The organism is Phyllobacterium sp. K27 (assembly GCF_054796155.1).
Window position 1 is genome coordinate 1582318 of record NZ_CM139240.1, and the last position, 12690, is coordinate 1595007.

Below are 12690 nucleotides of genomic sequence, written 5' to 3' on the forward strand. Positions count from 1 at the left end.
CTCCATACTCATACAATAATGCGCGGAATGCCCTATGGAACGCAGTGACCGGAGATTGAACATAGCTCTCGGTATCGGACTTGTGGGTCTGATTCTGGTGCCTTGGTACAGAATTGAAACGGGCTTTTACGGCTTTGATTGGCTTGGCGGCTTTCCTGCTGGTGCTGCAGAGGGACCGGGGCTTGTCCAGATATTTGGCTATGGCCGCTGGACTATAGCGATCATCGCGTCAATATTTGCAATTGGCCTTTTCGCCCGCACTTTGACCGTATCGAAACTTCGTTCAAATCTGCTTGTCACTGCTGGATCTGCCGGTCTTCTATTCCTCGTTCTTCAGGGATTAGCTGTGGGCTTTGGCGGGTGGACCTGGGCGATTAGCGAGCATTTATTCGGCCCACTTTCCGACGGGCAATCATCAATGGGCGCTGGTGCAGGTCTGGTTGCTCTCTCTCTTGTGTTGATGTTCTCATTTGGGCTGGCTGAGCGAGCTGTGCTGAGGGGCGATGCCTTCGTTGTTGCATCGATCGCATTGCTCATTTTCCTCGTAGCAATCTTCGTGTTCTATCCGGTCGGAAGCATGCTCGTTGGCGCATTTCAAAGCTTTGATGGTTCATTTGAACCGTCCGGCTTCATTCGCAATATTCAAGATCCTTCAATCTGGAGTCTGGATTGTCTCGTTGGTGGAAACCGCTGTGGCATTGCATGGCGAACGTTATTGCTGGCAATATTGACGGCGTTCGGATCGACGCTTTTGGGGCTTTGTTTTGCTTTGGTTGCAACACGCACGCGTTTTCCATTCAAAAAGGGCCTTCGACTCCTGACCGTCCTTCCAATCATCACGCCACCCTTCGTAATCGGCTTGGCGCTGATCCTTCTTTTTGGCCGTGCGGGCGTTGTCACCCAGCAGTTATCAAGCCTTTTTGGAATTGAGCCGGGTCGCTGGCTGTACGGATTGACGGGGATATGGATCGCGCAGGTACTGTCGTTTACGCCGATTTCATTTCTCGTGCTCATCGGGGTGGTTGAGGGGGTAAGCCCTTCAATGGAAGAGGCTTCGCAGACCCTGCGCGCAGATCGCTGGCGCACCTTCTGGAGGGTGTCGCTACCCTTGATGAAGCCCGGTCTCGCCAATGCTTTCCTTATTGGATTCATTGAAAGCATGGCCGATTTCGGTAATCCATTGGTTCTAGGAGGCAGTCACGGTGTCCTTTCAACAGAGATATTCTTTGCTGTTGTTGGCTCGCAAAACGATCCATCACGCGCTGCGGTGCTCGCGATAATTCTACTCTTCTTCACGCTTTCAGCTTTTCTGGCACAGCGTCTGTGGCTGTCAGGCAAGAGTTTCGCGACGGTAACGGGTAAAGGCGATTCCGGCGCCCATATCGCTCTTCCGAAGTCCTTGTCGATCGGCGTTCATGCGATTGTCATTCCGTGGATCATTTTCACGCTGGTGATTTACGGAATGATCTTCTTCGGCGGTTTCGTCCGCACTTGGGGACTTGATAATACGTTGACCTTTGACCACTACCAACGTGCCTTCTCATTTACCTTCGCTGATGGAGCAATCGCTTGGACTGGCGTGGCCTGGAATTCTTTCTGGACGACAATCAAAATTGCTTTGATCGCCGCACCTCTAACAGCTGCCGTTGGCTTGCTGACAGCTTACCTGATCGTCAGGCAGCGTTTCGTCGGCAGGAATGTGTTTGAATTTGCACTTATGATGAGTTTTGCTATCCCCGGCACTGTTATCGGTATCAGCTACATTATGGCATTTAATCTGCCGCCCTTGGAAATGACTGGTACTGCCCTGATACTTGTTGCGTGCTTTGTCTTTCGCAATATGCCAGTGGGCGTGCGGGGAGGCATTGCTGCCATGAGCCAGCTAGACAAGAGTCTCGATGAAGCCTCGCTGACCTTGCGCGCAGCCAGCTTCCGGACAATTCGCAAAGTGATTTTGCCCTTGCTGCGTCCAGCAATCGTTGCGGCGCTCGTCTATTCGTTCGTTCGGGCCATCACATCGATTAGCGCGGTCATCTTCCTCGTCAGCGCCGAGTACAATATGGCGACTGCCTATATTGTCGGCCTTGTCGAAAATGGAGAGTACGGCGTGGCGATTGCTTACTCGTCCATGCTGATCATTGTCATGGTCGTTATCATCACCTGTTTCCAGCTTCTGGTTGGGGAGAGGAAATTGCGCCGCGAGAACCGTGTTGCAACTGCTTTCATACCACCCGCATCTCCAGAGAAGGCCGTGTAATGGCACCCAACCTCACAGGATCAGTCGTTTTCTCCAACGTCAAAAAACAGTTTGGCACCTTTACGGCCATCCACGATCTGTCGCTCGATATAGAGCCCGGAACGCTGGTCACTCTTCTCGGGCCATCTGGTTGTGGCAAAACAACCACTTTGCGTATGCTGGCCGGCCTTGAGCATCCAACTGCTGGACGGATCATGATTGGCGGCAAGGATGTCACCATGCTTCCCGCAAATGAGCGGGACGTGTCGATGGTGTTCCAGTCCTATGCGTTATTTCCGCATATGTCAGTTCTGGAAAACGTGGCTTACGGTCTTGAATCGTCGAAGATGAAAAAAGCAGAAGCGAGGGAGCGAGCAGAAGAGGGCCTGAACCAGGTTGGACTTGCAGGCTATGGACAGAGATTGCCTGCTGAGCTTTCCGGTGGGCAACAGCAACGCGTTGCAGTTGCCCGCGCTCTGGTGTTGGAGCCACAAGTCTTGCTGCTGGATGAGCCATTATCCAATCTTGACGCGCGGTTGCGCCGCCGCGTGCGAACGGAAATTCGCGAACTTCAGCAACGCCTTGGCTTTACTGCCGTTTATGTAACACATGATCAGGAGGAGGCCTTGGCTGTATCCGATCGCATCATCGTTATGCAGGACGGCATTGTAGCACAGCAGGGATCTCCTCGCGAACTCTATGAGGCGCCGGTGTCCTCGTTCATTGCCGATTTCATAGGCGAAGCAAATGTTGTGCCCTGTGAAGTGCTGCGAAGCGAAGGGGGGCAGGCCATCGTTCGGGTTGGAAAACTTGAACATAATGTTCCGGCACGGAGTCATTCTGCACCCGGCCCAGCCAAGCTTGCAGTAAGACCGAATGCCATCATTTTGCAGACGGCTGAGGATGCTGCGTTTCCCGGCAGGATCAAATTTGCGGCCTATCTGGGCGATCATGTGGAGTACGAAGTCGAGACAGAATCTGGCGCGCTCTTTGTCGTCGATCCGGCTGTGGATCAGCATCTTCGACCGGGTACCAATGTCAGTATCGGTTTTCATCATCGTGGCATTGCACTCATCAATAGTTGACCTACCAGTTTTTTTCAGAGGAACAGACAATGACATCTCATGCCGCCAATCTCGAGGAACGCTTTGCCTTGGCCCAGAAGATGGCAATTGAAGCCGGCGTTCTGGCGTTAAAATATTTTAATGCGCGAGAGCAGTTGATTGTCGAGACAAAAGCTGATCCTCAGGATGTCGTGTCCATTGCAGATCGGGAAGTAGAGGAGCTTATCCGGTCCCGGATTGTCGAAAGCTTCCCCGACGACGCTGTACTGGGCGAAGAATATGGCGTTAGCGTCGGCACATCTGATTATACATGGGTCATTGATCCTATTGATGGCACCAGCCCATTCGTCAACGGCATGCCCAGCTGGTGTATTTCGATCGCTGCGCTCTACGGTGAGGAAATTGCCATCGGGGTAATCTACGTTCCATGCAATGATGAGCTATACGCGTCAGCACTGGGAATGGGCGCGACCTTGAATGGAAAGGTCCTGAAGCTCAATGGTGACAGAACAATTCGCAATGCGGTTACAGGAATAGGCGCCAACCATCATGTGAGCCCGGCAAGTGTGGCTCGCATTGTGGAAAAACTGCTGGATGCAGGTGGAAACTTCATCCGCAACGGTTCCGGTGCATTGATGCTCGCCTATGTCGCGGCTGGTAGATTGGTGGGCTATTATGAACCTTACATGCATGCGTGGGATTGCATGGCTGGATATTGCCTCGTTAAAGAGGCGGGGGGCTGGCATCATCCATTTCCGGTTAAAGGCGATGGTCTTACCAAAGGTGCACCCGTACTTGCTGCAGCCACGGGCGCAGTTAGCGATCTGCGCGCCATTGCCAACCTTTGAATAGCTTGGGGTCGTTAGTTTTCCTGAATGGAAACGCCACCTTCGCCAATTTTGAGTTCAATGCCATCGGGCTTTGATTCTTTATCGTAAATGTAAAATCCCAAACCGGCGACGAGCACTATAAGGCCGCCAATGATCAGAAAAAGCATATTGCGATTCATGGATATTCCTTCCCTGCCAAAATTACAGATGGTCCGGCTGCAATACTGGCAATAGTGCCCGCCCTCAAATTCACGCTCATATCATCCATCGAGATATGTTGTTGGTCTGATACTATGTCGATGATACACTAAATATGCATAAGCATGCCTTTAAATGAGCAACTTTGCCCTCAAATTGTGCATGCTAAAAAAGTACGGTTTCCTGATGTGTGTGCCGGGCGTAGATCATTGACATATCACAGCAAATAACATCGATTAATGTTGGTGTGTGGGGCACTGGTTCTGGAAAAGCTGGATATCATGAAGTTTGTGCGAGATTTACTTTGGGCGCCGACAATCGGCCTATCTTGGCTTTGGGGGTTGGGCTTCTTTTACTCCATCCACGTCACGCTGACATATGGCTGGCTGGGTTTCTTTGGATTTGCGATAGCCAATGTCGTGGGGCTTTGGTTGTTCGGTTTTATTCTAGGACGAACCAAACGATCACCGGACCAAATTATCAAGGATATTGAGGGTCGCTATGCGGGCGTTTTCCTGCTGTTTCAAATGGCAGCGCTGGTTGTAACAATCTTCGGGTTTGTCGCCTATCTCTGGCAGCCTGTCGTTGGTGAAGGTTCGGGTCTGGGCATCGCACTTCTGCTCCTGTTTGCCTGCGCCATTGGCCACGCACTTTCCTTGCAGCAACTCAAACTGTTGCATATCGTCTATGCAATTATAGGCGTGTCTGCGGCTATTGTGCTGTACTTGGGACTTGCGGAATCATCAACTTATCCGGGCGTGCCGCTGCAAAGTTTCGATGCCCGTTTCTATGGTTTGGTTATGCCAACCCTGATTGGTTTTTTGCTTGGGCCGTGGCTGGATATACAGCATTGGCAACGTGCGGTGACTATCAAGCGTGAAGGCGGAAATGTAGGGTTAGCTTACGGAATGGGAGCCTTGCTCTTTTTCGGGTTTCTGTTTCTTAATGCACTAACTGCTTCAGCCGTGGGGCCTATTGGCAGTATTCTTTCGATTGATGGATTGCCAAGCGCACAAGGGGCAGTTTCGGCAGCTACTGTGCTGTCTGCCGAAAATGGTCAGCCTTATCTTGCTGTGGCTTTCGTGATTTGGACAACCATTGCGATGGCCTCGACCGTTGATAGCTTTTACTGCGCAACGTCGTGGTTTTTGAAGGGAAAGAACCTGCGCAGTAACAGCCCGCTGCTCGCACTGATTCCTGACAGCATTGCTTCTTCACCACTCTGGCTGCTGATTGGCGCAACATGGGTTTCCTATGCAGCTGTGCCCGCAAATTTTTCGCTGATGTACTTCATGATGCCGTTTGCGACGCTATTTGTCAGCGCATCGGCGAATCTTGTCTGTGAGGCTCTTGGGGCGAAGGCGCGCTTCGATCCTGTTTTGAGTTTCATGATTGGATGCGGCTCATCGCTGATTTTTGTAATTGGGTATATTGAACCTATTCCGGGCTTCTTGGTGATATCGCCGTTCATTGGCCTTATCGGTGCGTTGCCGGTCATCATTGAGTTGGTTGGGCCACGTTCTAAAGCCATTCCCGTGGATATTGTCGATCAACCCGTACGTATGATGACATCCACGCCGCTTATATCGACGGACAATGAGGAAACATCGCCCTCACATGGCTTCGATGGGGAGTGGTTCGTCATGCAACTCGTTCCGACCTATGATGATACCAATTCGGTCGGTAACGTATATTTCGCAAATTATGTACGCTGGGTCGGGAAAGCGCGCGAGCTATTCTTCAATGTATGCATGCCGGATTTTGATCTAGCGACGACCCGTTTTTATATTCTTACCCGTTCCTTCACGCACGATTACCGACGCGAGTCGAAAGAGTTCGAGCAGATCAGCGTCAGGATTAAGATCGCTCGCCACAATCGGAAGTTCGTGACTTTAAGCCACGAGATTCACAGCCATTCACAAGGGCTTCTCGGGCACGGCGAACAATCCTTGATGTTTGTTGATAGGGATAATTATAACCCGCTCGACATACCCGGAGACGTTATCAAGGGCTTTCTGGCCTATTGGCCAAAGGACTCGCGTCTGTCGCCCAACTATCGTCCGAAAACTATTGAGCAGTCAAAGCGGCAAGCCTGAGGCGGTCGATAAATTTGGGAGCGTTTTGATCAATTGCTCTAGCTTGCGACTTGATATCTTTCGCGATCAAATTCCAGGAGAGCGAAAGTTTTTTCCACTGGTTCCGCTGGGCTGAAAAGGAAACCCTGCACTTGATCGCAGCCCTCTTTTTGAAGGCATGCCAGTTGTTCGCGCGTCTCAACGCCTTCGGCCGTAATCTTCATACCCATGCTTGCGCCCAAACCCATGACCGCTCTGATAATTGCCAAGCTGCCACGATTGTGTGGAAGATCGCGCACAAATGACTGGTCGATTTTGATTTTGTCAAAGGGCATCTTTCGCAGATAGCTCAGACTGGAATATCCGGTACCAAAATCGTCAAGTGCTACGCTGACGCCCATAGCGCGAAATTGCCGAAGGAGTGAAATTGCGGCAACATTTGCCTCAAGGAATACGGATTCCGTTATTTCGAGTTCCAATCTGCTGGGATTGAGTTTGTTCTTTGTAAGTGCATCCCGCACAATTGAAGCAAGATCGGAATGGCGAAACTGAATCGCTGAGATATTGATTGCAACATGGATATCTGCAGGCCAATCAACTGCCGTTCGGCACGCCTCCTGAATGATCCATTCTCCCAGTGGAATTATATTGCCGGTTTCTTCTGCTATGGGAATGAAGACCGTTGGCGAAATAAATCCGTGAACGGGATGCTTCCACCGCAAAAGCGTTTCGAAACCGACGGTCTTGAGCGTTGAAGCAGAGACGATCGGTTGGAAATGCAAGATGAATTCGTTGCGGGCCAAAGCACCGCGCAGGTCCATGGCAAGTGCACGTTTGGCTTCTATACGTGCATCCATTTCAACTTCGTAGAACCGGTAGCTGTTACGGCCCTCATTCTTGGTGCGATAAAGTGCCAAGTCTGCACAGCGCATAATGTCTGTGACGCTGTCAACCGGTGCTATCGCAATGCCAACACTGATATGGATGTTGATCTGGATGCCATCGATCCAAAATGGTTGGGAAATATTGTGCACCAGCTGATGGGCAAGTTCCGTTGCTACAGCATGGTCGGCACCATTTGCCAATATTGCAAACTCATCCCCTGACAAACGAGCAACAGTGTAGGTGGATGGCGAACTGCTCCGGAGACGATCGGCGACCTGTTTCAACAATTGATCGCCAATGCCGTGGCCGAAACTGTCATTAACGGTCTTGAATTCATCAAGATCAATACAAAATACGGCGAAGCTGCGAAGGCCGTGTTCCAGATTCTTTGTTGCTTCACTCAGCTGATCATTGAACAACGTGCGGTTAGGCAGGTCGGTCAACACGTCGTAGCGCGCCAGATAAGACAACTGGTCTTCGGATTGTTTTGCTGCAGTTACGTCTGATCCAACGCCGCGATATCCAACAAATTGGCCGGCATTATCGAAAATTGGTTTGCCGGTAAGAGACCACCACCGCGTCTCCCCCTTGATGTTCACGGGTAGGATATGGTCGCGGAAAGTTGCACGGTTCTCGATAGCCTGCCAGATCGAACCGACTTTTATCGCGGCATCTGCATGTGATTGGTCTATCTTGAAAAGCTGCGCGAAAGGCATGCCCTGCAGCTCACGCATAGCTTTTGCAGAAATCTGAGCAAGGCGTGGCGATGTATGCTGCAGTTTCAGATCGGCATCAGTCTCCCAGATCCAGTCACTGGCATTTTCCTCGAAATCATAGAGTAGCAAGCTGATAACTTCTTTTTGCTGTTCCACCTTAATTTGATCGAGCGTTCTCATAACGATAAGATTGCTCATGTGAACAATTGTGAACAGAATGAAGAGCGCGTAAAACGCCAGCAAAATTGCGATGAAAAGGAAAAAATCTTCGCCAGTAGAGGCCAGCGCAAAGAAGGAGCCGGTAATGATCGTACCCGAATACGCGATTGCTGCCAGGGGCACGACCGCTACACCAATGCCCGTCGCCATCAGACCTGCTGCTGTACAGGCTATCAAAAGCCGATGGTATGCATCAGCATTCAAGAAAAGCATCAAGGGTATGCTTCCAAGACAAATACCATAAAGGGCAGATACAATGATCAGGTATTTTATGGCGTCAAAGCCCAGCTCCTTTACCTTCGGAACATTATACCATTGCCAGCAGGCCAGCAGGGAAACAGCGGTCATGAAAGCCACGACTGTCGCTAGACCAGCCAGATAGGGGCGGGGACCGAGGTCCCAAAAAACGTAAGTGACAACGAACACAACACACATCGCCACGAGAACCGTGAAAGGTGCCAACCTAAGCGCGACGTCCATCTGCTCCGCGTAAACGCGGCGTTTGACAACGGGGTTTATGTTTCCGCGCATGCCGAACATCGATCGGACAGCGTCAAAAGTATGAAAGCTTGACAGTCGCACGCGGAGCCTCGGCAATACAAAAACGGATCAGTCAGTTCTAACTGTTTTGAGTTCTGTATTCGTTAAAATGAATCACTTTCTCTATATTAGTTACCAATGTCTTTAAGTCTGAAAAACCTAGACATTTGAGGTTGGATGTCAAGTGAAACATATTTATCAGTCGATTGGCTCTAATTGTGAACTGCATTAAGTTTACAGGAAATTAAGCCGTAAGTATTTGTATATACTTTCAGCACAAAGTATAGTCATTATATAGTTTGCGCTTTTTTGACTGCTTGATATGCACGGTGTTTTCAGTGACTGGCGTTCGTTGAACCATGCGAAGGGCCAAATCAAAATTCCGAGATTCAAATATTTGGCGTGGTATTAAGAATTGCGGTTAGTAAGCCGGGAAATACATTGTCCAGGTCCTGTGATCGAAGCTCGTTCATATGCGACGTGCCTTCATTACGAGTTTTCACTACGCCGGACTCTCGCAGAATACGGAAATGATGGGACATACTGGATTTGGGGCGGCCGCCATCAAGCGCGGCACAGGTCGCTTCGCCATCGCGGGCCAACTGCCGGACGATTGAAAGTCTGACAGGATCGCTCAAGGCATGAAGAACTGACTCGAGCCTGATATCTGATGGTGAAGGGTGCACAAACTGTCTCATGGGGCTTGGGTAGCACAAAATTTTGTGTATTGCTATTGTTCGAATAATATCGAACAAACGAACAATAGCAATTACTGGAGAATAGCGCATGACCACTCTTTTCGAACCTTACACTCTCAAGGGCGTCACCTTACGCAACCGCATAGCAGTATCACCCATGTGCCAGTATTCTGCTGTTGATGGTGTAATCAACGATTGGCACCAAATTCATTTAGGGGGACTGGCTAGAGGGGGCACCGGTCTCGTGATAGTGGAGGCCACGGCTGTGTCCCCTGAAGGGCGGATCACTCCCGCTTGCGTTGGATTATGGAATGAGGAACAGGCGGCAGAACTGGCCAAAGCCGTCAAGACGATCAAAGCGGCGGGAGCAGTTGCGGGAATACAGATCGGACATGCCGGGCGTAAGGCGAGTGCTAATCGTCCATGGGAAGGTGACGATCACATCGCTGCTGATGACCCACGCAGTTGGGAAACCATAGCTCCTTCTTCGATTGCTTATGGAGGTGGCTTGCCAAAAATTCCTCGTGAAATGACAATTGCCGATATAGAGCGGGTAAAGCAGGCCTTTGTAGACAGTGCAAAACGCGCGTTGGCCAGTGGCTTTGAGTGGTTGGAACTGCATTTTGCGCATGGCTATCTTGGCCAAAGCTTTTTGTCCAAACATTCTAATCAGCGCACAGACGAGTATGGCGGCAGTTTCGAGAACCGCTCGCGTTTTCTTCGTGAAACGCTTCAGGCGGTACGCGCAGTCTGGCCACAACATTTGCCCCTTGCCATGCGCCTTGGCGTCATCGAATATGATGGCAATGATGAAGATACGGTAAGGGAAGCAATTGAACTGATAAAGTTGCTGAAGGCTGATGGGCTGGATTTTATCGATGTCAGCATGGGATTCTCCACTGGCAAAGCCAATATCCCTTGGGGTCCTGCGTTTCTTGGTCCTCTTGCAGCGCGTGTTAGGAATGAGACAGGCCTGCCAGCATCAACATCATGGTACATCAGCACCCCGCAACAGGCGGAAGGTCTCTTGCAGGATGGATCGGTGGATCTTGTGATGCTCGGTCGCCCTCTGCTTGATGAGCCCCATTGGCCTTATCGTGCCGCGAAAGAATTAGGCGTTGAAAAGCCATCATGGATTCTCCCGCCACCATATGCTCATTGGTTGGAGCGATATCGCGCGGCAGCATAATAAAATTGGACGAGGTTCTAATTGGCTACCATAGCCAGAATCTTTAGAACGAGATTCCGGCTGTGGCGAAGATTGAGAAATATACTGCGTGTCAGTTCTAGCGCGCGTCACTTATGTTGTTGGCAACAGCAGGTCTTTGCCATCAACAATCCGAAGCTGAAATGTTCATGTCTGTTGTCAAGGTCTATCGAAAATCGCGGATGGTCTGTATAGACGGTCGCAAACAGGCAACAGGGCGGTTGTGCGAGCGCCGCGGATGAACATGGCAGTTATGAATAAAATAGAAAAAGGCCTTCTCGATCCGTCGCCAAGCGACGGATCGAGAGCTAAGCCTATGGTTGAATTCCAACGAGTCTCGAAACGATTTAGTGCCGGTAGCAGCGGGGCGGAGGTTGTTGCGCTGGATGATGTAGACCTTGTCGTTCCCCGCGGCTCCGTGACGGGCATCATCGGTCGCTCGGGAGCAGGTAAGTCAACACTTATCCGTCTGGTTAATGGCCTTGAAAAACCAACATCCGGTCATGTTCTCGTTGATGGGACAGATGTTGCGGGGTTGGGCGAAAAGAATTTGCGCTCCGTACGTCGCTCGATTGGCATGATTTTCCAGCACTTTAATCTTTTATCGTCCAGAACGGCCTTCGATAATATTGCTCTACCCTTGGAAATTGCTGGTGTCGACAAACAGGCAATAGAGAAGAGGGTTACTCCTCTGCTCGATCTGGTCGGGCTTTCCGACAAGCGTAATCGTTATCCGTCGGAACTGTCCGGCGGTCAAAAACAACGAATCGGCATCGCACGTGCCTTGGCGACGGAACCAAAATTGTTGCTTTCGGATGAGGCTACATCGGCGCTCGATCCGGAAACAACACGGTCAATCCTAGCACTCCTCCAAAAAATCAATCGTGAGCTTGGGCTAACCGTTCTCCTAATCACCCACGAAATGGAAGTGATTAAGACGATTGCGCATCATGTAGCGGTTATTGATGGTGGCCGGATCGTTGAACAGGGGCCGACTTTCGACGTGTTTACCGGACACAAGCATGAGACGACGCGGGCACTTCTGGGCGGTCTGGCCGGCATGTATCTCCCGGAGTTCCTTACCAGCCGCATGACTAACGTTGCCGCATCTGGTTCGCGTACAATCTTGCGGGTCATCTTTAAAGGTGAGAATGCAACAGAACCCATGCTTGCACGGCTTGGCAGTGACCTTGGCATAGAGGTCAATATCATGGCTGGAGCGGTCGATGAAATTGCAGGTAGGCCTTTCGGTATGCTGGTTGTTTCTCTGTCAGCTGACATGGAAAAGATAGAGTTGGCGCGCAATTTCCTCGCCGAGCATGGTCTGTCGTCGGAGGTGTTGGGTTATGTCCGCTGATATTCTGGCGCTGTTGTTCAAAGCAACCGGGCAAACACTTTACATGGTTGCTGTGGCAGGTCTGATTGGATCGCTATTTGGCATTCCACTGGGAGTTTTTCTGGCGACGAGCGGGCGCGGTGAACTCTTTCCTGCTCCTTCAATAAACAAAGTGTTGGGACTTATCGTCAACGCTACTCGATCCACGCCGTTTATCATTCTGGTTGTTGCCATTATTCCTTTCACAAGGGCTATTGCCGGTACATCCATCGGAACGACGGCCGCGATTGTCCCGCTGACAATTGCAACCATACCCTTCATTGCTCGCTTGGTCGAAACAGCAATCCGTGAAGTCGACCCCGGTCTCATTGAAGCTGCACGTGCCATGGGCGCAAGCCCGATGCAGATCGTTTTCAAGGTTTTGCTCGCCGAAGCCCGGCCTGGTATCGCTTCGGCTTTAACGCTTACGATCGTCAGTCTCATCGGCTATGCAGCCATGGTCGGCGCAATCGGCGGTGGCGGACTTGGCGATCTTGGTATCCGTTACGGTTACCAACGTTTCATGCCGGATGTGATGGCCATCGTAGTGGTCGTCCTCATCGTTCTTGTGCAGTTGGTGCAGAGCGCGGGTGATCGGCTGGCTCGGCAGTTCGACAAGCGTAATCGACCAAAATAATCATCATAAA

The 12690-nt window shown here is 50.8% G+C and carries 10 protein-coding genes; 7 read left to right on the top strand and 3 right to left on the bottom strand.

What is annotated here, in order from left to right; all coding sequences use genetic code 11:
- Nucleotides 1-34 precede the first annotated feature (34 nt).
- The 3 genes from ACYJL1_RS07670 to ACYJL1_RS07680 are packed head-to-tail and all read left to right on the top strand — an operon-like array spanning nt 35 to nt 4148.
- The gene (locus tag ACYJL1_RS07670; protein WP_460897779.1) at nt 35-2257 is read left to right on the top strand and encodes an ABC transporter permease; all 2223 of its coding nucleotides are present in this window, start codon (nt 35-37) and stop codon (nt 2255-2257) included.
- Nucleotides 2257-3321, top strand: a complete 1065-nt coding sequence (locus tag ACYJL1_RS07675) for an ABC transporter ATP-binding protein (RefSeq protein WP_460897780.1) — start codon at nt 2257-2259, stop codon at nt 3319-3321. The genes ACYJL1_RS07670 and ACYJL1_RS07675 overlap by 1 nt, the downstream gene beginning before the upstream one ends.
- 29 nt (nt 3322-3350) lie before the next feature.
- Nucleotides 3351-4148 carry an inositol monophosphatase family protein gene (locus tag ACYJL1_RS07680; RefSeq protein WP_460897781.1) on the top strand — a complete coding sequence of 266 codons (798 nt, stop codon included), beginning with the start codon at nt 3351-3353 and terminating at the stop codon, nt 4146-4148.
- Between the two features lie 14 nt (nt 4149-4162).
- Here the strand turns inward: ACYJL1_RS07680 and ACYJL1_RS07685 are convergent, their stop codons facing one another.
- On the bottom strand, nt 4163-4309 hold the full coding sequence (locus tag ACYJL1_RS07685) for a hypothetical protein (protein ID WP_460897782.1): 147 nt from the start codon (nt 4307-4309) through the stop codon (nt 4163-4165).
- Between the two features lie 300 nt (nt 4310-4609).
- On the opposite strand from ACYJL1_RS07685, the gene ACYJL1_RS07690 reads away from it, so the two are divergent.
- A complete protein-coding gene (locus ACYJL1_RS07690) occupies nt 4610-6424 on the top strand; it encodes an acyl-CoA thioesterase (RefSeq protein ID WP_460897783.1) in 1815 nt (604 codons plus the stop codon).
- A 38-nt stretch (nt 6425-6462) separates the two neighbouring features.
- Here the strand turns inward: ACYJL1_RS07690 and ACYJL1_RS07695 are convergent, their stop codons facing one another.
- Nucleotides 6463-8754 (bottom strand): putative bifunctional diguanylate cyclase/phosphodiesterase, encoded by a 2292-nt coding sequence (locus tag ACYJL1_RS07695; protein WP_460897784.1) that lies wholly within the window; start codon nt 8752-8754, stop codon nt 6463-6465.
- Nucleotides 8755-9152: 398 nt separating this feature from the next.
- A complete protein-coding gene (locus ACYJL1_RS07700; RefSeq protein ID WP_460897785.1) occupies nt 9153-9551 on the bottom strand; it encodes an ArsR/SmtB family transcription factor in 399 nt (132 codons plus the stop codon).
- Here ACYJL1_RS07700 and ACYJL1_RS07705 point away from each other — a divergent pair.
- The 3 genes from ACYJL1_RS07705 to ACYJL1_RS07715 all read left to right on the top strand — a co-directional run bounded on the left by ACYJL1_RS07705 (nt 9550) and on the right by ACYJL1_RS07715 (nt 12680).
- Nucleotides 9550-10650 carry an NADH:flavin oxidoreductase/NADH oxidase gene (locus ACYJL1_RS07705; protein ID WP_460897786.1) on the top strand — a complete coding sequence of 367 codons (1101 nt, stop codon included), beginning with the start codon at nt 9550-9552 and terminating at the stop codon, nt 10648-10650. The genes ACYJL1_RS07700 and ACYJL1_RS07705 overlap by 2 nt on opposite strands.
- A gap of 334 nt (nt 10651-10984) precedes the next feature.
- Nucleotides 10985-12025 (top strand): methionine ABC transporter ATP-binding protein, encoded by a 1041-nt coding sequence (locus tag ACYJL1_RS07710; RefSeq protein ID WP_460897787.1) that lies wholly within the window; start codon nt 10985-10987, stop codon nt 12023-12025.
- Complete coding sequence (locus tag ACYJL1_RS07715; RefSeq protein WP_460897788.1) at nt 12015-12680, top strand: methionine ABC transporter permease; 666 nt, start codon at nt 12015-12017, stop codon at nt 12678-12680. Before ACYJL1_RS07710 ends, ACYJL1_RS07715 begins: the two co-directional genes overlap by 11 nt.
- Nucleotides 12681-12690 lie beyond the last annotated feature (10 nt).

What these genes read in the sequence shown, in the direction of transcription:
- ACYJL1_RS07670 (WP_460897779.1), top strand. Translation starts at nt 35, where the DNA reads ATGGAACGCAGTGACCGGAGATTGAACATAGCTCTCGGTATCGGACTT.
- ACYJL1_RS07675 (WP_460897780.1), top strand. Translation starts at nt 2,257, where the DNA reads ATGGCACCCAACCTCACAGGATCAGTCGTTTTCTCCAACGTCAAAAAA.
- ACYJL1_RS07680 (WP_460897781.1), top strand. Translation starts at nt 3,351, where the DNA reads ATGACATCTCATGCCGCCAATCTCGAGGAACGCTTTGCCTTGGCCCAG.
- ACYJL1_RS07685 (WP_460897782.1), bottom strand. Translation starts at nt 4,309, where the DNA reads ATGAATCGCAATATGCTTTTTCTGATCATTGGCGGCCTTATAGTGCTC.
- ACYJL1_RS07690 (WP_460897783.1), top strand. Translation starts at nt 4,610, where the DNA reads ATGAAGTTTGTGCGAGATTTACTTTGGGCGCCGACAATCGGCCTATCT.
- ACYJL1_RS07695 (WP_460897784.1), bottom strand. Translation starts at nt 8,754, where the DNA reads ATGCGCGGAAACATAAACCCCGTTGTCAAACGCCGCGTTTACGCGGAG.
- ACYJL1_RS07705 (WP_460897786.1), top strand. Translation starts at nt 9,550, where the DNA reads ATGACCACTCTTTTCGAACCTTACACTCTCAAGGGCGTCACCTTACGC.
- ACYJL1_RS07700 (WP_460897785.1), bottom strand. Translation starts at nt 9,551, where the DNA reads ATGCGCTATTCTCCAGTAATTGCTATTGTTCGTTTGTTCGATATTATT.
- ACYJL1_RS07710 (WP_460897787.1), top strand. Translation starts at nt 10,985, where the DNA reads ATGGTTGAATTCCAACGAGTCTCGAAACGATTTAGTGCCGGTAGCAGC.
- ACYJL1_RS07715 (WP_460897788.1), top strand. Translation starts at nt 12,015, where the DNA reads ATGTCCGCTGATATTCTGGCGCTGTTGTTCAAAGCAACCGGGCAAACA.